Annotated in this window: 21 protein-coding genes; 12 read left to right on the top strand and 9 right to left on the bottom strand. The window is 63.7% G+C overall.

Annotated elements, in window-relative coordinates; genetic code table 11:
• Window positions 1-2: 2 nt before the first annotated feature.
• On the bottom strand, window positions 3-677 hold the full coding sequence (locus B4394_RS09330) for an aminodeoxychorismate/anthranilate synthase component II (protein ID WP_078312450.1): 675 nt from the start codon (window positions 675-677) through the stop codon (window positions 3-5).
• Window positions 678-745: 68 nt separating this feature from the next.
• Complete coding sequence (locus B4394_RS09325; protein ID WP_078312449.1) at window positions 746-1,462, bottom strand: DUF881 domain-containing protein; 717 nt, start codon at window positions 1,460-1,462, stop codon at window positions 746-748.
• Window positions 1,463-1,674: 212 nt separating this feature from the next.
• On the opposite strand from B4394_RS09325, the gene crgA reads away from it, so the two are divergent.
• The 5 genes from crgA (at window position 1,675) to B4394_RS09300 (ending at window position 5,575) form a co-directional block, all read left to right on the top strand.
• On the top strand, window positions 1,675-1,938 hold the full coding sequence (gene crgA / locus B4394_RS09320) for a cell division protein CrgA (protein ID WP_078289620.1): 264 nt from the start codon (window positions 1,675-1,677) through the stop codon (window positions 1,936-1,938).
• A 121-nt stretch (window positions 1,939-2,059) separates the two neighbouring features.
• Window positions 2,060-2,482, top strand: coding sequence for a PH domain-containing protein (locus tag B4394_RS09315; RefSeq protein ID WP_078312448.1), 423 nt, complete (start codon window positions 2,060-2,062; stop codon window positions 2,480-2,482).
• Window positions 2,483-2,540: 58 nt separating this feature from the next.
• Window positions 2,541-3,440, top strand: coding sequence for a class I SAM-dependent methyltransferase (locus B4394_RS09310; protein WP_078312447.1), 900 nt, complete (start codon window positions 2,541-2,543; stop codon window positions 3,438-3,440).
• Window positions 3,441-3,601: 161 nt separating this feature from the next.
• The gene (locus B4394_RS09305; protein WP_078312446.1) at window positions 3,602-4,555 is read left to right on the top strand and encodes an SAM-dependent methyltransferase; all 954 of its coding nucleotides are present in this window, start codon (window positions 3,602-3,604) and stop codon (window positions 4,553-4,555) included.
• A 129-nt stretch (window positions 4,556-4,684) separates the two neighbouring features.
• Window positions 4,685-5,575, top strand: a complete 891-nt coding sequence (locus tag B4394_RS09300) for an SAM-dependent methyltransferase (protein WP_176138293.1) — start codon at window positions 4,685-4,687, stop codon at window positions 5,573-5,575.
• A 1-nt stretch (window position 5,576) separates the two neighbouring features.
• Here the strand turns inward: B4394_RS09300 and B4394_RS09295 are convergent, their stop codons facing one another.
• Both B4394_RS09295 and B4394_RS09290 read right to left on the bottom strand, forming a co-directional pair.
• Entirely contained in the window at window positions 5,577-6,323 is a 747-nt protein-coding gene (locus B4394_RS09295) for a rhomboid family intramembrane serine protease (protein ID WP_286142009.1), read from the bottom strand.
• Window positions 6,324-6,449: 126 nt separating this feature from the next.
• A complete protein-coding gene (locus B4394_RS09290; protein WP_139360064.1) occupies window positions 6,450-6,986 on the bottom strand; it encodes a peptidylprolyl isomerase in 537 nt (178 codons plus the stop codon).
• Window positions 6,987-7,102: 116 nt separating this feature from the next.
• Between B4394_RS09290 and cwsA the strand changes: the two genes are divergently transcribed.
• From cwsA to B4394_RS09270, 4 genes are all read left to right on the top strand, one after another.
• On the top strand, window positions 7,103-7,513 hold the full coding sequence (gene cwsA / locus B4394_RS09285; RefSeq protein ID WP_078312443.1) for a cell wall synthesis protein CwsA: 411 nt from the start codon (window positions 7,103-7,105) through the stop codon (window positions 7,511-7,513).
• 571 nt (window positions 7,514-8,084) lie between these two features.
• A complete protein-coding gene (locus B4394_RS09280) occupies window positions 8,085-8,492 on the top strand; it encodes a hypothetical protein (protein ID WP_139360063.1) in 408 nt (135 codons plus the stop codon).
• A gap of 49 nt (window positions 8,493-8,541) precedes the next feature.
• Window positions 8,542-10,128, top strand: a complete 1,587-nt coding sequence (locus B4394_RS09275; protein WP_078314837.1) for a S53 family peptidase — start codon at window positions 8,542-8,544, stop codon at window positions 10,126-10,128.
• A 12-nt stretch (window positions 10,129-10,140) separates the two neighbouring features.
• Window positions 10,141-10,464, top strand: coding sequence for a hypothetical protein (locus B4394_RS09270; protein ID WP_078314836.1), 324 nt, complete (start codon window positions 10,141-10,143; stop codon window positions 10,462-10,464).
• Window positions 10,465-10,491: 27 nt separating this feature from the next.
• On the opposite strand, the gene B4394_RS25110 is transcribed toward B4394_RS09270, so the two are convergent.
• The 3 genes from B4394_RS25110 to B4394_RS09260 are packed head-to-tail and all read right to left on the bottom strand — an operon-like array spanning window position 10,492 to window position 14,751.
• Window positions 10,492-10,728, bottom strand: coding sequence for a hypothetical protein (locus tag B4394_RS25110; RefSeq protein ID WP_139360062.1), 237 nt, complete (start codon window positions 10,726-10,728; stop codon window positions 10,492-10,494).
• Between the two features lie 28 nt (window positions 10,729-10,756).
• Window positions 10,757-13,693, bottom strand: a complete 2,937-nt coding sequence (locus B4394_RS09265) for a hypothetical protein (RefSeq protein WP_139360061.1) — start codon at window positions 13,691-13,693, stop codon at window positions 10,757-10,759.
• A complete protein-coding gene (locus tag B4394_RS09260; RefSeq protein WP_078314834.1) occupies window positions 13,690-14,751 on the bottom strand; it encodes an exosome complex component in 1,062 nt (353 codons plus the stop codon). The genes B4394_RS09265 and B4394_RS09260 overlap by 4 nt, the downstream gene beginning before the upstream one ends.
• A 239-nt stretch (window positions 14,752-14,990) precedes the next feature.
• Here B4394_RS09260 and B4394_RS09255 point away from each other — a divergent pair, with 239 nt between their 5' ends.
• From B4394_RS09255 to B4394_RS09245, 3 genes are all read left to right on the top strand, one after another.
• Entirely contained in the window at window positions 14,991-15,932 is a 942-nt protein-coding gene (locus tag B4394_RS09255) for a tyrosine-type recombinase/integrase (protein ID WP_078314833.1), read from the top strand.
• Between the two features lie 188 nt (window positions 15,933-16,120).
• Complete coding sequence (locus tag B4394_RS09250; RefSeq protein ID WP_078314832.1) at window positions 16,121-17,956, top strand: tyrosine-type recombinase/integrase; 1,836 nt, start codon at window positions 16,121-16,123, stop codon at window positions 17,954-17,956.
• A complete protein-coding gene (locus tag B4394_RS09245) occupies window positions 17,953-18,369 on the top strand; it encodes a DUF6262 family protein (protein ID WP_353647402.1) in 417 nt (138 codons plus the stop codon). The genes B4394_RS09250 and B4394_RS09245 overlap by 4 nt, the downstream gene beginning before the upstream one ends.
• An 84-nt stretch (window positions 18,370-18,453) precedes the next feature.
• Here B4394_RS09245 and B4394_RS09240 read toward each other — a convergent pair whose 3' ends face one another.
• Complete coding sequence (locus tag B4394_RS09240) at window positions 18,454-18,699, bottom strand: AbrB/MazE/SpoVT family DNA-binding domain-containing protein (protein WP_078314830.1); 246 nt, start codon at window positions 18,697-18,699, stop codon at window positions 18,454-18,456.
• A gap of 126 nt (window positions 18,700-18,825) precedes the next feature.
• Window positions 18,826-19,623 (bottom strand): DUF3800 domain-containing protein, encoded by a 798-nt coding sequence (locus B4394_RS09235; RefSeq protein WP_286142003.1) that lies wholly within the window; start codon window positions 19,621-19,623, stop codon window positions 18,826-18,828.
• Window positions 19,624-19,681: the final 58 nt, after the last annotated feature.

The raw sequence follows: 19,681 nt of genomic DNA, 5'->3' as shown, positions 1-19,681 counted from the left end.
CGTCAGCCGCCGAGGGCGCTCACGCGTCCGCTGACCCCGTTCAGCGCCGAGGCGACCTCCGCCTCAAGCGAGCGCACCAGCGATTCATCAAGGGGCGCACCGCAATAGGTGAGCCAGTTGGCCAACATCCGGTGCCCACCTTCGGTGAGTATCGACTCCGGGTGGAACTGCACCCCGTGAATCGGATGTTCGGTGTGCATGACACCCATGATCACGCCGCTGGCGGTGCGGGCGATCACCCGAAGCCCCTCGGGCACGGTGTCGGGGAGAATTGTCAGCGAGTGATACCTAGTGGCCGTGAACGGGTTTGGCAGACCGCGCAGCACTCCGGCGTCTTCATGCTCGACCCTGCTCGTCTTGCCGTGCAACAACTCCGGTGCGCGGTCCACGGTGCCGCCGAACGCGACCCCGATCGCCTGGTGCCCCAGGCACACCCCGAGCAGCGGGGTGCCCGTCTTCGCGCAGGAATGCACCATCGCGATGGAAGCGCCCGCGCTCTCGGGTGTACCCGGGCCGGGGCTGACCAGTACGCCATCGAAGTCGGCGGCCACCGCATCGGTGTCGGCCAGGCGCGGGTCGTCGTTGCGCCACACTGTTGCGTCCACGCCGAGCTGACCCAGGTACTGGACCAGGTTGAACACGAAGCTGTCGTAGTTGTCGACGACCAGGATGCGCACAGGTCAAGGGTACGGACCCGCGCCAACGGATTCCCAGCCGGTTTACCCGGACAGGTACCGACGGATGTCTACCGGCCCTGCAACGGAGTCGCCCGGCCGGGACCCACCGCGTCCCGATACCCGGCCACCTCAAGATGATGGCCACGAGTCACCGTGTACCCCAGGCCAAATCGCGCAACGTATTGCCGATACAGCGTCACCAACGGAGCCGCGTCCAGGGCCGCCTGCATGGCATCGGCATCGCCGATGGCCGTGATCACGTAGGGCGGGCTGTAAGTGCGGCCGTGCAGCAGCAAGGTGTTGCCGACGCATCGCGGCACCGAGCTCGCGACCAGGCGCTGGTCATCCTGCATCTGGATCGCCTCGGCGCCCGCGCTCCACAAGGCGTTGAGCACACCCTCGACATCCTGCTGATGCACCACCAAGTCATCCGGCGACGCATCGCGGGGGAAGCGGCCATACGAGTCGCGCTTGGCATCGGTCAGCGTCACCACCAGACCGGGTCCGGTGACGGGCTGTACTCCCGCGGCGTCGGCCATCTCGCCGGTTTCGGCGAGTGCCGCCGCCACCTGGCTGTCGCCCCCTGCCGACTGTTCACGCGCGGCAGCCATCTCACTGGCCAGGCCGTCGCGGGCCGCACTGAGCCTGTCGACCGACTTCTGGGTCTCGCGCACCAGATCCACCAGTCGAGGCGACGGCGAGTCGCCCCGGCGGATCTCGTTGCCACCCGACACCGTGTGCGTAGCGGCCAGCAGGAAACCGGCAAGAGCACACACCAGGGGCACGCCAACCCGCCAGATGAGGGGTTTGCGCGGGGGCCCTGCCCCGCGTGCGGGGGCCTCATCGGGGCCTGAACCTCTTCGCGCGAGGGGCTCATCGGCGGTCACCAGAAGATTGTCGCAGCACCGCGCTGTAACCTGCGTAAGAACCCATAACGACTCCGGCCACGGCGATCCGTCGCCGCGCCGCCATATCCGAGATGCTTCCGAGGTAGTCGATGCCCAAGTCCAAGGTCCGTAAGAAGTCCGCGTTCAACGCGACCACTGTTAGCCGCACCCCGGTCAAGGTGAAGGCCGGTCCGTCGAGCGTCTGGTTCGTCGCGCTGTTCCTCACCCTCATGCTCATCGGCCTGGCCTGGCTGATGGTGTTCCAGCTCGCGGCCCAGCACATCACCTGGATGCTGGATCTGGGCCCGTGGAACTACGCCATCGCGTTTGCCTTCATGATCACCGGGCTGCTGCTGACCATGCGGTGGCGGTGACAAAAGACCCGGTCGATCCCATGTTGCCGTTGCCGGTTCGGTTAGCACCCGTTTCCATCGAGTCAACCCGGGAGACACCCAATCACAACGATGTGATTTATCCCCACTGTGGATAACGCCTGTGGATAACCCGACCGCTTCCCCCACCGAATGGGGCCCGAAACCCGCCGGCATCGCCGCCGCGGCGCTCGTTGGTGTCGCCTTCGGTATCGCCGTCTTTCTCGTCTCCGATGCGCCTGGCCGTCTGTTGGCCGCCGTGGCCGCCCTCGGTCTGCTGGGATTCGCCGCGGTGTCCTGGCGGTGCCGTCCGAAGTTGCGCATCGTCGACGAGGGTCTCGAGCTGCAGGGCCTCACCCGCATCACGCTGCTGCCCCGTGCCAGCGTGGACTCGGTGAAGGTCACCGAGTTCCGCAGGCTCGGCAGGCGCACCCGGCTGCTGGAGATCGAGTCCGGTGATGACCTGATCGTCTTGAACCGCTGGGATCTGGGTACCGACCCTCGCGACGTGCACGAAGTCTTGCGCGCGGCCCGCTATCGGGCGTGAAGACTCCAACACGCGTATCGTTGCCTTAGGTAATTACCCCTACGTAAGAGGTGGGCACATGACACGGACCGACGGCGATCAGTGGGACATTGTCAGCAGCGTCGGTTTCACGGCCCTCATGGTGTCGTCATTCCGCGCCCTGGAAACCATCCGGTCCGAGCCGCTCATCCGCGATGACTACGCTCGCGCCTTCGTCGAGGCGTCCGGGGAGCCTCATCTCACCGAGGCGCTGGCCGCCCCCAAACCCGAGTCAGAGTGGGACGCCGCCACCACCTACCTGGTCAATCACCTCGCCGTTCGTACCAAGTACTTCGATGAATTCTTCACCACTGCAACGGCTTCCGGCATCCGGCAGGTGGTAATCCTGGCCGCGGGTCTGGACGCGCGTGTCTACCGGCTGCCCTGGCCGGCCGGCACCGTGGTCTATGAGCTCGATCAGCCGAAGGTCCTCGAATTCAAGGACCACGTCCTTGCCGAACAGAACGCGACACCCCTGGCAGAGCGGCGCGAAGTCGCTGTCGACCTTCGCGACGACTGGGTCGCAGCGCTGGAGACGGCGGGCTTCGACGCAGCCAAGCCGACGGCATGGCTCGCGGAGGGCCTGCTGGCCTATCTCCCCGGTGCCGCACAGGATGCGCTGTTCGAAAGCATCACCGCCCATTCCGCACCCGGCAGCTTCCTCGCCACCGAATGGCGGCCCCGGGTGGCCACCGCCAGCCAGTGGCAGGACGCCGTGAACAAGCTCCGGCCCGACTTCCTCAAGGACATCAGCATCGGCGATCTCATCTACGACGATGAGCGCAAAGACCCGATCGAGTGGCTCGGCGAACACGGTTGGCGGGTCGACACCACCAACCGGCTCGAGCAGGCCGCTAACTACGGGCGGCCGGCTCCCCGTGAGCACAGCGATATCACTTCGCTGTGGTCAGACGCCTACTTCATCTCCGCCACGCGCTAGCCATCGCGAACGCGGCACGCGGGGTAACGCCGGGGTGGGACCTTCCGTCCCGGCTCGACTAAAGTTTCCCATGCAATCGGTCACAAGGGTGCCGTCTGTACGAACAGGCCAGTTGGCAAAGGCCCGTCGTTTGACGGTTGGGGGATTGAGAGCTGAGTTTCATGTCGGGAGACGGCTATAGCGGCGGATTCGTCCGCCAGGGTATGCAGATTGGGCTGACCATCGCTGCCCTGCGGGCACTCGAGGCCCGCCGCGCAAGTCCATTGCTGTTCGACGAGCACGCGCGAACAGTCCTCGAAACGGTGGGCGATCCCCACACACTCGCGCTCCTGGACGCAGGCCTCCGTGAGGAGCCGTCGACGGCGGATGAGCTCCGCACATCCCTGCTCACCAACTACGCGGCGGCGATGTGCCGGTACTACGACGAATCTCTGCTCGCCTGCGTCGCGAACGGCAACCATCAGGTGGTGCTGCTTGCCGGGGGACTCGATACCCGCGCCTACCGACTGTCCTGGCCCGCCGGAACCGTCGTCTACGAGGTCGACTACGCCGAGGTCCTCACGCTCAAGATGAAGGCACTCGACAACGCGGGTGTCGAGCCTCGTACGACCCAGCGCATGGTCCTGTGTGGACTCGGTGATCAGTGGCAGGCGGAGCTGAGCCTGGCCGGATTCGACCCCGATGCCCCCACCGCATGGCTCGCAGAATCCGTCATTTGCAACCTCCCCGGCGGCAGCCAGGACACCATGTTCGAGCGGATCATCGAAATGTCGGCCCCCGGCAGCACCATTTCGACGGACAACGACGCGTTAGCTCCCTCGGGGCGCCCATGGGGCGACGTCGTGGACGCCATTCTCCCGGACGCACTTCGCGGCGCCGACTACTCGGCACTCGCGCACTACGACGTGCGCACCCCTCCCGGGGATTGGCTGTCCGGACACGGGTGGCTGACCCGGACGCGCACCACCCGTGAACTGGCCCAGCACTACGGCCGGCCGTTCGGCGGCACGCTGACCCCGGATTTCGATGATCTCGCGGACCGCCGTTTCCTCACCGCGACGCTGCCGAGCGATTACCTTGCGCATCCCCCGTGCGATGAGCCCGCCGCGCCGTGAGGCTCGGTCCAAAGCTGGAACCGCCGGTTAGCTTGCGCGACACCATCGCAAATTGTCCACTCCCTGGATATCTTGAAGGCAACGTGCAGGAAGGCAGGTGGTTCCTTGGACGGTCAGCAGGAAAGGGCCGTGACCTCACCGGCGCACAAGTACCAGTTCGACCTGATCGCCGCTGCTCTACGCGCCTTGGAAAGTCGGCGCGGCCATCCTCTGATCGACGATCCACTCGCGGCGGTCCTGGTCACCGCAGCGAACGAACCCCTCAGTAGTGCCTTCCTCGGGACGGGATTTCCCGAAAACCCGTCAGCGACCGACGGCACTTTCCTTCTCATCAACGCATCGGGAATCTTCACGCGGTACGGCGACGACTTCATCGCCACTGAGCTCGAGCTGGGAACCCGGCAAGTCGTGCAATTCGTCGCAGGCCTGGACACTCGGGCCTACCGGCTCCGGTGGCCGCTGGACGCCGTCCTGTACGAGGTGGACCATCCACATACGCTGGAATTCCGCAGCCGCGTGCTCAAGGAGCACGGTTCCGTCCCGGCCGTTACGCAGCGGCTCGTGCCCGTGGCGACGACGGCAGGTCCGTGGGTCGAGGATCTATGCGCCGCCGGCTTCGACCCGGAACAACCCACCGCGTGGCTGATCGCGCCGCTGATCATGGCGGGCCTACCCGGCGAGAGTCAGGACCTGCTATTCGAACGAATCATCGAGCTGTCCGCGCCGGGCAGCGCCATCTGCAGCGACGCCAACATCTTCTTGCCCTCGACCGAAACCTGGGATTCTCTCGCTGAACCCGTTGTCCCCGAAGATATTCGGGCAGCGAATTTCTGGATGCTGACATATCCGGATTCCCGCATGCCGCCCGCGGATTGGCTGACGGGGCACGGCTGGATCACCGAGGTGCAGACGGCCGCCGAGATCGCCGCGCACTACGACCGTCCCTTCACCGACGATGTGCCGGACATCGTCAAGCAGCACACCCGATGGCAGTTTCTCAAAGCGAAACTGCCATCGTGAGTCAACCGGTATAGGTGAGCACCCTCGCGATGATGAGCGCGACCGACAGCGCGGTCACCACGGCCGCCAGCACCCACGGCGTCGACGGCTTCTGCGCGAGGTCTGACGTACCTACCGCACGGCACACCTCGCGGTAGTACAGCAGCGCCCCGGCGCTCAGTACGCCGAACAACAGTCCACCCATGTGCCCGGCCAACGAAATGCCCGGCAGCGAGACGCTCAGCCCGATGTTGAGCACCAGCACAATGATGATGGTCTGCGGGTTCAGACGCTCCCGCAGATACAGCACCAGTGCCGCGCCCAGCAGACCGTAGATGGCGCCAGAAGCACCCGCCACCAACGCGTTCGGACTGAACCACATCGCGATGGCGCTACTGCCGAGCAACGCGGTGCCATAGATGGTGGCGTACCGCTCGCGACCGAAGGCGTGTTCGAGTCCGGGCCCGATCAACGCCAGCGAGAGCATGTTCACCCCGATATGCATCAGACCGAAGTGCAGGAAGCCCGCGGTGACGGTGCGCCACAGCTCGCCCTGTGCCACCCACGGCAGGTACAGCACCAGGTCCCGGAACAGCGGGCTGGTAGTGGCAGCCATCGTCTCGTCGGTGCCGCCGACCACGGCGGCATACACGAGCACGTTGACCGCGATCAGTGCCCAGGTGACCCAGGCCCGCGCCTGCCGCAGCGGTTTGACCTGACGCACCGACTTGGCGCCCTGCTGGACGCACTCGACGCACTGTTGCCCCACGGGCGCTGATCGCATGCAGGCCGGGCATACGGGACGCCCACAGCGCACACAGCGCACCGCGGTGGCCCGGTCCGGGTGCCACGCGCACCCGTAGACCGGTACCTGTCCGGGATGAGCCATCAAGACCTAACTGATGGTGATGGAGTTGATCACGACGTCCTCGTTGGGACGGTCGCCGCGACCGACGGAGGTGGAAGCGATGGCGTCGACAACCTTCTGGGAAGCCGGATCCACAACCTCACCGAAGATGGTGTGCTTGCGATTCAGGTGCGGGGTCTTACCGACGGTGATGAAGAACTGCGAGCCGTTGGTGCCCGGTCCGGCATTGGCCATGGCCAGCAGGTACGGCTTGTCGAACTGCAGCTCGGGGTGGAACTCGTCGGCGAACTGGTATCCGGGGCCGCCGCGGCCGGTGCCGGTGGGGTCACCGCCCTGGATCATGAATCCATCGATGACGCGGTGGAAGACGGCGCCGTCATAGAACGGACCGGTGGCCTCGCCCTTGGCGTTCTTGGTGGAGTAGTCCTTGCTGCCGTCGGCGAGGCCGACGAAGTTGGCGACGGTCTTCGGGGCGTGATTGCCGAAGAGCGCGATGACGACGTCGCCGTGGTTGGTGTGCAGGGTGGCGGTTTGTGTCTGGATTGGTGAAGTCACGACGACCACCTTATCCGCGCCGAAAAGACATTCATGCGGATGTTTCCCAATAGGTGGCGTAAAGGTGGCAATCTGAAGTACCACTCATTCTGGAGATCACCGCCCGACGAAGGGACCCGCTGACGATGAGCCTGCTGACCAAGAACGCTGAACCTGCCGTGAAGCTGACCTCCGGGGAGCGTCTGGTGCGTGGCCTCAAGGAGGCGGCGCTGGCCCCTATCGATGTTTCGCGCGGTACCGCCGGGCTCGGCTTCGGGCTGGCGAAATCGGCGACCAGCGTGGCGGGCAAGCTGCTGCGTCGGGGTAAGGCGGTGTCTTCGGAGGTGCAGGACGCTGTCGCCGATGTGGTGGACACCCTGCCTGAGGTGGTCAGCGGTGCCCGCAAGCGCAAGCTGCCGCGCGCGCTGACCGGGCTTGCGGTCGTGGGTCTGCTCGGTGCGGGCGCCGTCGCGTTCAGCGTGCTGCGCCGCTCGGGACAGCCCGAGCCGTCGACACTGGCGCCGAGTGTGGATCCGCAACCTCAGCCGTACGGCTGATCGGGTCGCGCGGAACGGAAATTCGAGTGGAGCCTAGGAGAATCGTTATCTAGAGGTGATTGCAGGGCCTGTAGAACAGAGACGACAGCACGATCGAGCGCATCTACAGACTATCGTCCGAGTTTATCTTGGAGCTCCCCGACGACATGGCCTTGCTGAATCCCGTACATTTTTCACACACCGGTGAGGCATTGCCTGCCGTAGCCTGCGGTGTATTCAGGCGACAGTCATCGCGTCTGCTTTCCAAACAGGGCGTCTCGCTCCGGGTCTCGGCGAGTTTCGGGTGCGGTTCATTTACGGGTTTACGGCCATGCCATCACGTTCTCGCGAACATCGCGGAGGCGATATCGGGGAGTACGGCAACGGTTTCAAACTGAGCACCCGTGGTGGCTTCGGGCCATAGCCAGCCGAGAAATATTGCTCTGCCCGCGCACGCCGAAAGGCTCGAGATCTGTTGCTGGTCGAGTTTGGCCCATCGGTTGCTGAGTCTTCGTTGTAGGCGTAGCGTCCGCGCTAAGCGCGCCCGACTGGGGCCGGGTGCATCCAACATTTGCAGGGGTGATTAGTTGTGATGCCTAGCGGGGCTCCGTACGTCGTGTACACCTACGAGCAGCTCGGGGTTCAGGTGCCGGTGAAGTACACGGTGACCGTGAACGCTGACCGGGCTCGGGTGGATGAGGGGATCAGTTTCACCGGGTTCAACCCTGACGATCCTGAAGCCACCTCTGTGCCGATCACCGCGGACGTCTGGCAGAGCGTGGGCCAGCGGCTGCAAGCCCTGGAATCGAAGACCTGGCCGACGGCACACGGCCAACAGGGCGGCGCCCGGGTGTCGGTGAAGTCGGTCAGTGGGGATGCGATCAGCGCCGGGGAGTCGGCAGGCTCTGTCGAGGTCGAGAAGTTCGCCGCGATAGAACACGTCATAGAACCGGTGAAGCAAGCGCTCGGGGACCTGATCCCCGGTGTGCACCCACAGTAGAGTTTCCGCGCGCCCCGGTCTTTGTCTGCGCACCTGAAAGGGCGATTCTTTGACGAAGTACAGCCGCGTTGATCTGCCCGCGAGCAGGTATCCGGCGCTGCCGAGCTCGGCGGCAGTTGAGGGTGCGGTAGATCCTGGCGAGCAGATCACCACCACGGTGTTCGTGCGCCGCAGGGCGCCGATACCTGAGATGCTGTTGACAACGTCGGCGACGGTCAGCGAGCAGGAGTTCACCGATAAGTACGGTGCGGACCCCGCTGACATCGAGCGGGTGTGTCAGGCGGTCACCGATGCCGGCGCGCAGGTGCTCTCGACAAGTGCACTGAGCTGTCGTATCAAGGTCCGCGGGGATCCTGCCACCTTGGCCGAGCTGTTCGGCGCCGATATGCACAATGTGTCCTCCCCGAGTCCGCACACGGGGCAGATGATGATGCACCGCGCGGTACAGGGCGCTTTAAGTATTCCGGGCCCGCTGCAGGGTGTGGTCACCGCGGTCATGGGCCTAGACGATCGGCCCCTGTTCAAACGTGCCAGCGGCCTGGGGACATTGGCCAGTGCTGCGGTGGCTCCGCAGGCATGGACAGTCAGCGCCGCGCAGCTGGCCGCCGCCTACCAATTCCCGGCCGCCTCCGGTGCGGGATGCCGGATCGCGATCCTGGAATTCGGCGGCGGCTACACCCAAAGTGACCTGGACACCTATTTCGCCAACCTATCAATCCCGGTCCCCTCGGTGACAGCCAAGAGCGTCGACGGCGCCCAAAACAACCCCGCCGCTGACATGCCACCTGGCTCAGACTTGGAAACCACCTTCGATATCGAAGTCGCTGGCGCGCTGGCGCCCGGGGCGTCCATCGAGGTGTACTTCGCCCCCAACACCGCCCAAAACTATGTAGACGCCTATTGGAGTGTGTTCGCCCCGCCGCGCCCGACAGTGTGCTCGGTGAGTTGGGATTTCATCGAAAGCCGGGTACCGCCATCGTATTTGAGTGCCATGAACGACGCCTTAGGGGTGTTGGCGGCATTCAACGTCACCCACATCAACTCCTCGGGCGACTGGGGCAGCGCCGGCGCCAAAGATGGCCCCGACACGCAGGTCTGCTATCCGGCATCAAGCCCATTCACGTTGGCCGTGGGCGGCACCGAGCTCGCCGTCACTAGCGGCGGGCAAGTTACCTCCGAGGTGGTGTGGAACACCCTAGATGGGGCCGACCCCGGAGCCTCCGGCGGAGGCTACAGCCGCGTGTATTCCACACCGGACTGGCAAAAACCGGTCGCACAAGGCAATTCGTTTCGGGGAGTCCCCGATGTTGCCGCGATGGCCTCCTCTCGCAGCCGCTACGAAGGCTGGATGCAAGGGCAACCGATGTGGGGATACGGCACCAGCTTCGCCACCCCGCTATGGGCGGCGCTGCTGTGCCGGATCGCTGAACTACTCGGCCGGCAAGCCGGCATGGGATTCATCAACCCGCTGATCTATCCGAAGACCGAGGGGCAGACGTCGTTTCCCGGTTTCCGGGACATCGCTGACGGAAACATCGGCGCCTACAGCGCCACCGACGGCTGGGACCCATGCACAGGCCTAGGAGTTCCCCGCGGCGTCGAGCTGCTCGAGCACCTGCGCACACAACTTCAGTAGAAGGGACACCCCATGGGTCAGTCATTCGTCCTCGAAGTATCAGGAACGTTCACCAGCGGCGTTGGCGTCGACTACAGTGCCGCCGATGGACAGGCGTTGACCCATGTTGACTTACCGTGGCGTCACGAAACTGCGCCCACACCAACAGGACTGCTGTACATCAGCGCCGTACACATGGGGGACGATGCGGGAGAGCTGACCTGCCGGATCCTGCGCGACGGGCAGGTCATCGCGGCGATGACCAACAACGGAAAACCCAACCCCATCGCGCGGGTAAGCGCACACGTCTCAGCCACGCACGTCGGCGGCGGGGTATGGCAGTCCGACGCCGTCTAACCCCGTGCGCAGGAGCGCCGCCGCTGGCTATGGGGTGGGCTGGGCGACCTGACTAGCACTGGGGGCAGCTGCGGGCCCGGTGGCTTGCGCGGACTGCCCGGGCATATCGGCGGCGGCGACGGGCCGTGGCTGCTCGGGCGCCGGAACCGGAATGGGTGTCTGCGGATCGGCATATGCCACACCAGCAGTTCCCCCGACAATTGCCGCCGATACAACGGCAATCGAGAGCGCCTTGGCAATTCTCGTCGCGGATTTCCTGGTCATGTTTCTCTCCTTCCTGAGAGATTTGAAGTCAGTCCTGTTGCGCTGGATCGGGTTCGGTTTCCGATGACTCGCCGCCTGATTCAGGGCTCTGGTCACTCGCTGCGCTCGCGGTGGGCTGCGCGCGTCTGCGGCGCAGATACAGTGCCCCTGCCGCCACGATCAGGGCCAGCGCGCCTCCGCCATACACCACGGGCCGAGTAATCGTTGAGCGCACTCTTTCAACCACTGACCCACCAGCCAGCAGCCCCGCCGGTACCGGTGAGGGCTCTGGATCCCAGGACCGCCACCCCATGGTTGTGGTCACCGCCACCCCCGGCGGTGCCGCGCCGGCGATGTTGCCGATCATGACCTTGCCGATTGCATCGTCGCGCTGCACGGCTCCGTCTTGCGCTGCGCGCGCTGCAGTGGCCAGTGACGGGTAGTCCTTGGTGAACTGGTCGGCGGGTAGTTCGGTGATGGGGGTTTTGTCGAATACGACGCCGCCGGCGAGCTTCATGTTGATGGTGCCGGCGGTGCCGTCGGGCAGCGGGATGTCTTTGGGGAAGCCGGGGTAGTCGCGTTTGTTGAAGTCGGCGATGTAGCGGCGATATACGTCGAACGGATCCCAGGGGACGCGGGAGCGCACCAGGTCGAGGTCGCGTTTGTCGATGATGTCCGCGTAGGCCGTTTTCGTGGTGGTGTTGCGTTGGCGGAACCATTCGGCGGCGACCCGGGCTGTGTAGACGCGGCGTAGATCGGCGAACTCGGGGCATGTGTTCACGCAGTCGATGATCTTGGGCAGGATGAATTTGGTGTAGGCGTCTTTGTTGTTTTGGTCGATCGCGGGGTCTTGGTTGCAGTTGTTGTATTTGGCCATGAAGTCCACGTGCACTGTCAGCGGGATCTTCAGGATGAAGAGCTGGTTTCCTTCGGTGTGCACGGTTGCCGGTTCAATGACGTCGATCCATTGGCGGGCGCCGGCCCAGCACAGGCCGTATTGGTATGAGGAGGCGTCGCCTTTGACCCAGCCTTGGAGGGCGTTGACGAATTCGCGTGAGCCTTGAGAGTCTTCGTATTCGAATCGGTGGGCGAGGCCTTTTAGGAGTAGGTCGGCTTCCAGCATGACTTGGCCTGCTTCGGTTTTCCCGAAGTCGCGGTCGATGATTTGGTCGGCTTGGCCGGGCTGCAGATTGACCCAGAAGGACTGCACCGGCAGTGTCAGGAACGCGCGCAGCGCGTCGATCGACATTTGTGCCTTGTTCGCTCCGCCGTAGACCGGTCCCGTCGCGGGTGCAGTGTTGGCCGCGAAGGAGTAACCGACGCTTCCTGGTCCCATGTCGGAGACGTAGTTCAGTTGCAGTGTGGTGAAATCCACGCCGCCGTAGTCTGGTGGGGTGTAGTTCGGGGCGTCATTCATCCTGGGCCCCGCTGGTTGTAATTGGCGCGGCGGCTCGGCCTGCGTTGGCGCCTCCGGAATAGTGATGCGCTGCCTATCCGGGGCCGGAGGCTGCCATGGTGCGCGTTCGGGCGGATCGTAGGGCGGTTTGGCGGGTTGTCCGGGTTCAGGCCTGGCGTAGACGCGTGCCGGTTTTTGGTAGACGACTACGGGCTGTGGCCGGGGGCTGAAGGTCGGCTGCCGGTCGTAGTAGGGGTACTGGACAGCTTTGGGCGCAGGCGTGTACGGCTGGTCGAGCTGCCAGTTCCGCGGTGGCGGGTCGGGAAGGTATGCCTTGGGTTGCGGGTAGTGGATCGGGGGGGAGGACTCCGGTTGGTAGGGCGGCGTGGGCGGTGGCGTTATCGGTTCGGGGGTTGGATATCCCGGCTGTGGTGGCGGGTAGTAGGTCGGCGGCTGTATGGGTGCTTGGACCGGTGGGGGCGGCGGCTGGTACGGCGGCGGTGCGGGCGGCTGGTACTCGTGTGGGGTTAACGCTTCGCGTTGCTCACCTTCGTTGAGCATGTCGTTGATGTCATTGTCGAGTTTTTCGAGCTCTGCGGCCTGATCGGGTGAGTCGATGGATTCGCTGAGTTCGGGCGGTAGATCGGTTGCGGGTTCGCACGCGGGCGGCGGGCCGGCTGCTGGTGTCGAGCCGCCTGCTGCCTGTGCCGAGCAGTCAACGGGCAGCCCGGTTTTCGGGTCGATTGGTAGCGGTATCTGGATGGTGGGCTGGTGTGCTGCCCTGGCTAGGCCGCGTTCGCCGTAGAGCTGCTTGTAGCGGTCGCGGATCGCCGGGTCGGAGTTGTTCTTATATTCGTCGTTGATCTTCCGGATCGCCGCTAGCGACGCCTTATCTGGTGGTGTGCCGAACAGATATCGCAGGGGTAGGCCGCGGTCGAAAGCGATTTTCGCGATGTCGCGTAACTGGGCGGCGATGAGCTTGCCGCCAGACTTGATTTCGTTGAACCCCTTCTTGGGGTCATTGGTGTTTTCGTTGAACAGGTCGATCCGGCGGCCGCCCTCGCTGAACTTGCCGCCTAAAAGCTGATCGCGGCCCCACCCTGGGTTGAGCTGCAGGTTGCCGTTCTTGTCGAGTGTGCCGGCGCCGATCGCCACGGCGACCGCCTTCTCGAACGCGGCGCCGCGACTGCGGTTGTTGAACACCGTGATGTAGCGGCCGCGGTAGGTCGTGAACGCCGACTTGCCGGCGCGGGTCTGTGAATAGTCTTTCCAGCAGGCCAGAAGATGGCTGACTGTGCCTCGCGGAAATTTCCCATCGTAGCAGTTCTCGCCGTCGATGTAGTTCATCGCGCTGTCGCTGGGCGCTGGTGTGCCGCCTATGCCGGCTTGGGCGGTCGCGTACTTGTAGGCCAGTTTCGGGGCGTCGGCGGGCAGCGGCTCATCAGCCGGGTACCCGAAAGTTTGCAGTTCATCTGCGGCCCACGCCAGCGGGGTGCCGTGTGGCTCGACTCCGGAGACCGCGAACAGCACGATGCCCGCGGCCAGAAGCAGCCGCGCTAGTCGGGCCCGAAGTGACATTTGAGCAGTCATGACAGCTTCTTTCGGTCGTCGCTACCGCTGTGGCGGGCGGCTCGATTCATCCAACGCTCATGCACCATCGCCGGGGTTCCGTGCCCCTCGTACATGCCGGCGAACAGATAGAAGGGGCTGGCGCTATCGGCGCGGTCCCGCAGATAGAACGTTGCACACGCGGGATCCTGACTTTCAGGCCCGCGGCGGTCCAGGAAGTACCAGTGGGTGCCCGGCACGGTGCGCCGGAAGACCTCGCCCAGGTACCAGGTCACCGATTCGGTGAAGCTGATGTTGTCCGGCGCGGTGAAATCTGTGAACTCCGGCAGTTGCCTTTGTACGAGCTGCTGCAGTGCGTCCAACGATTGGGCGCTGAAATCCCAGGTGTGTGGATCGGTCGCGGCCCACTCGGGCGGCCATTGTTGCTCATGGCTGGCAAGCCAATCAGGTAGCGCGCTCCCTGCATGTCCGGCAGGTTGCTGCGCCGACGCCGCTGCAGCCGGCACCGCACCGCTGCGGGTCGGCTTCCAGCCGGGATGAGTTCTTTGGTAGTCGCCGACGACATCAGCCCAGAAACGTCCCAACTGCAGCGGCGCCACGTCCTGGTTTTCATCGCCATCGAGGACCAAGAACTGCACCAGCAGATGCAACGGGGAGAGCACAGCAAGACCGAGCGCGGAGTCCGCGTGCACCACCGGTACACCCTCGGCATCCCCCAACGTGGCCCACCGCAGCTCCGTCAAAGCACTACGAGGGCCTTCCGCGCTGACCTGCGGCCATACCAATTCCAGCACGTCAGGGGCGCTTTCCCAACCCCAGCTGCCCCCCGCGATCGCAAGTAGCGTCTGCCCGAGATACCCCACCAACCCGATCGTGTCGTCCTCATGGTCCGGGTCCAGCAGCCAATATGGATCGGCGACACTTCGGCGCACGAACTGCTGCAACGAACCCAAGGATTCGACACTGCCCTCAAGAACAAGTCCACCAGGTACGCCCGCAGCCATCACCGCGGCGAGCAAACCGATCCATTCCTCGACACGATCCTCAGACGCAGAACCGTCCCGACCCGGATCAGCCATGCAGACTCGCTACACCCGCCCCATACTGCGTTGCCCACACAACCATCCCGAGACCCCCTTGCAGCCTTTGCAGATACTCTAAGCAACCAAGCACCCAACTGTCGCGCCCAAACAAAAAATCGGCATCATAGCCAAATCTTGTACGCCCACCGACAAGGGTCTTGAAGGCCTACAACGCCACCGACGATCCTCTGCAATATGACTTTGCGTGCTGATACACCTACTTGGCGATTCACCAGGTGCCTTGGGAACACGTCGAGTACCACGATCTTTCGGATTTCCTGGTCGTCTACCGCACCGGCGTCACACCTTTCGAGAAGCGCGGTGGCGGCGTCCGGGGTGTCCCCACCGTCAAGGGTGCGGCAGCTGCGATCCGGGGCTTCTACGACTATCAACGGATCGACCGGGGCCGCGGCCCGCAGCATCTGCGCCTGACCAAGCAAGTCCCGGCAGGCGGACGCGGAAATCCGCACCACTTCCTGGCCCACGTGGGAGCCCGGGAGGAGAAGAGACTCGCCAACAGCCTCAGCCATGGAATGCCGCCCGCCGACCCGAAGATTCAGATCATCAACTTCGAAACGGATTTTCAGGCGATGCTGCAGACCTGCGCTACCAAACGTGATCAGCTCGCCCTCAGCGCCTACTACGACCTCGGCCTACGTATCGGCCAGACTATCGGGTTAAAGGTCGGTGACCTCGACCCCCGCCGCCACGAAGTGAAAGTGGTACGACGGGAAGATAATCCGAACGGTGCTCTGTCGAAGCGAAAAGGCGAGTTCGTAGTCCACGCGGGTATGAGCGGCTTCTTCTCGATCTTCCGGGACTGCCTCCTGAACGAGTTAGTCGCGGCGAACATCGAAAGTGACTATGTCTTCGTCAATTTGAGCAAGGGCGAGATTGGCCGTCCGGTCTCGTACAGCAACATGTACAAGCAGTGCGAATCAATCGGCATACGGGCGGGCATCGGGCCGGTGAACCCACACACGCTGCGGCACACTCACGCGACGGCGCTAGCCAAGGCCGGGTGGACCAGCGCGGAGATCGCCGCCCGGCTCGGGCATCGCTACAGTTCGAGTGCCGATGTCTATATCCATCTTGCCAACAGCGACCTGGAGAAGCGGCTGCAAGAGACAAGCCATCTGGTGTGGCCCGGCGTGGCCGGCGCCGGGAATCCGAAGTGAGCGGCTACGGCAAGCACGCCCTGCCGAGTGCAGTCCCCAATCGTAAAGATGCCCTTCACCATCTTCTTGTTGTCGACCCTGGTCCCTGGACTGATCCGAGCTGGGCCGTGATCCCAACATCCGGTAACCCTAATCGTGCTGGCGGTGTTTGTTCTGTCCCAGAATGCCGTACCGAATACGAGCACCGCGTGCTGGATACCGAAGTTCTTCTCTGCCAAGCACATTGGTTCCAGTGGTATCGCTCTGAGCACACCGCGGTCGCCGAGTGGCTGCCACATGCGAAGCCGCCACAGCTGCGTAAGCGCACGAACGCCGTGCATCTACGCGTCATCGATTTCGCAGCCCTCCCACCGCTCGTAGCTCTGGAAATCCGCTACACCATCGGTCGGAAGGTCGCGATCGGCGACTGGACCCCCAATCGGGCCCTACTGGAATTCCTGACGTCATTGGTGACAGCAGTCGAGGACACCGGATGTCTGAGTCTTCTCGACCGAAGCCCCGACGAATGGGCGACGCTGGTCATCGAGCGCTCTGTGCCAAGTAGTTGCAACAACGCCAAGGCATACACACGCACCTTCTTTTCAACACTCCACCGGGCGCTGGTAGTCGATCCATGGGCTGAACCAAAGTGGTTGTGGAAGAACACCATGGACCGGTTTGTTCACGAGCAGTTGCAAACACCGCAGAACACCAACATTAACTGGAGCAACATCGTCCAGGAGTGGCTCCGCGAGCCTGTGAAGGCGCACGCGAAACAACAGCTCATCACCGGCAAGAGAGCCTGGGCAACGATAATCACCTGGGCCAAAGCACTATCGCGACTGTCCTCGTTCCTGGAGCAGGAGGGCGTTGAAGAACCCGCCCTACTCGACCGCGATGTGTTCCTCGACTACATCGCCTGGTCCAACGAGAACGGCGTATCCAAGCACGTACTCAGTGGCATCAACGTCGCGGCCGCTGTCCTGTCCGCCGTACAAGACGAACCGCGCCGACGGCGTGCCGAGGGCGACATGACAGCCGGGCCCGTGTTTGGTTCCGAGGTCTTCCTGCGCTTCGGCGAGAACGTGGTCGAGAAAACCCGCCGGCCCAAACCCTATCCAGCCGACATCATCGAACGGATCGATCGCGAGGTACTCCCGGACCCCGACCTTGAACCGACCGCGCGATGCATGTTGCAACTGACCCGATGGGGTGGGCTCCGGATCAGCGAACTGGTGCAGACCCCGATCGACTGTCTGCTACACAACGGCAAGAACGGCTACTGGATCAACTACTACATGCCGAAGACCAAGCGGCGCCGCGAATTTCCCATCCCGAACGATCTCGCTGAGCAACTGCTGGCCCAACAGCAGCGAGTTCGAGAGCAGTACGGGGCGGACGCATCTTTGCTCTTTCCGTCACCCAAGCAGTCCAACCCGAACAGGGGTACTACCCGGCCATGGAGTGTCACCGGGTTCCGCAAGCACATCGCAACATCATTCCGTCGCAACGGAATCACGCAGTCGAGCATCACCGGCGAGCAGATCAAGGGCAGCGAAATCCACCGCTACCGGCACACCATCGGCACCGCTCTGTTGAACAGCGGCTGGTCACAGCGCGAGATCAAACAGTTCCTCGGACACGAGAGCGAGACCATGACCGCGTCCTACGCGGCGATCCTCGACGAAACTCTGGTCCGCAAAATCAACGAATTCCACGAGGACCAAACCGCCACCACTCCCGACCCGAAGGAGCCTCTCGCTCATCCCGGTGTCGAGCGGCTTCGCAGCCGTTTCGCTTACGTCTTGCCCGACGGGACCTGCGCACTGCCCGCCAACCAACACTGCGATATTCGCGACAATCCGTGCACTGACTGCGCGTTCTATGACCCGTCCGGCGACGATGTCAGGTCGGTGCACGAGAGCCGCCAACGTCGCCTCAGGCTGCACATAATGGACAACAGCGACTCCAACGAGGTCGCCCTGAATACGCGTGCCCTACGCGCAACTGAGCGGGCACTCGGCGACGCGGGAGGGGCGGCGTGACACCCCGGTCCGACCGAGCCGAACGAGTGGAACGGCTTACCAAGAAAGCCAAAGCGCGGTCCGCTGCAACTAGAGCCGCCGCACAACGTGCGATCCTGTCTCTCAGCAACAGGGGACTTCCCGTGACTATCCGCACGGTAGCCGTCGAGGCAGGCGTCTCCGAAAGCTACCTCACCAAGCAGGCGGACCTGCGCGACCAAATCCGCTCAATCGTCGGAACTCAGCAGCACGCCCCACGGGCACAACAAGTATCAGCGTCCACGCTGGCCGCCAACCAGACCAAGCTGCTCGTCATGGCCGATCGCATTCGTGAGCTAGAAGCTGAAACCCGCACACTTCGAGACGAAAACGCGGCACTCCGCGGAGAAATCCTCGAACTGCGCCGGGCCAACAGACGCCACAAACCGAGCTAAGCGCCCAGAGACGGGATTCCTAGGTTGTGCCGATCCACCCGACGCCGGCCTCCGGGTTCACCGCCTCACAGCGCTACCGCGGCCCTATCGTTCCAGCGGGGTGTCCAACTCCTGGCCGACCTCAGCCTCTGCTGCCTCCAGCCGCTCACCCGCTGAATACCGGCGCTCGACCACCTCCGCCGGGATCAGCTGGATGACCCCTGGAGTGTCATCGGAGACACGCCAGTAAAACAGGTCGCCACCTTCGATATGCAGCTGCGCAGCGATTCGAGCAGGCACCCTGACCTGCAGCTTGGAGCTGATCGGGTGTGGTCCGTCCAGGGCTGGCACAAATCAAGTAAAGCGGTGTTTTACTTTTTTTACAACGCGCACTACCCTTGCTGTAAGCGCTCAACCAGGTCCTACTGACCCGGCTAGGCACTTGCCGCCCCGGCCGAAAGGCCGGGGCCTTTTTTGTCACAGCGACCGCAGCACGATGCCGGGCTGAGATCGAGGCTTCAACGCCGCGACAGGTTTGTGGATAGCGCCACCGAGCTCGGACCACATCGTCTCTGGGCACACCAGCGCGACACGCGCGCTCGGCGGAATCGCGGCCCGGAAACCCGCGTACGCAACGAGGTCGGCCGCCTGAAGCAGATAGGACTGATCGGACCTCCGTGGCACAGGATCGTCGACCAGGCGCTCAGCGGGATTAACCCGGGTAGCCCCCGGTGTGTACGCGCTACCTGCAGTGAGATGGCGGCGGGCCTTGCGAACCCACCTGCGGATCGCGTCGTTCTCCCCTTCGTCATGTATCACGAGGAACTGTTCGCATTCTTTCGCTGAAGTCCGCTCTAGTCGCTGCAACAGGGTCTCCCAGGCCATGTCGAAACAGGCCGCGGGAGTCGTGTACCTCGAGCCCTTGTTGATGACTACTGCAAACGCGCGGACCCCGATACCGTCCAGCACCCTCAAATGTGCTCGATAGATCAAGTGTCGCTGCGATGGCGCCAGGTCGTAACGAGAAAGATCGCCGCTGCCGCGGATCAGGTAATTCGCCTTGATCTCTGGCCTGAGATGCACCCCGAACCGCGCCCTGACACGTCGCCTGAAGTCGACAATCGCATCAAAGGCCGTATTCCAGTCGTCGATATGAACGAGTACACAGCCAAGTGTGTATGTCAGAGTTCCCCCCTTATTCGGGTCGCCCGTATTCCCCGACTCATCGACATACGCCAGCAGCACACAAAAAGCATGCGCTGCAACAGCACTCATTACCTCAGGAGTTACCGAACTGCGACCGAAAATCCTCCAGAGAATGGAGACGTCATGT

Source organism: Mycobacterium sp. D16Q16 (genome assembly GCF_002013745.1).
GTDB lineage: Bacteria > Actinomycetota > Actinomycetes > Mycobacteriales > Mycobacteriaceae > Mycobacterium.
This window is presented reverse-complemented; position numbering and strand designations above follow the sequence as displayed.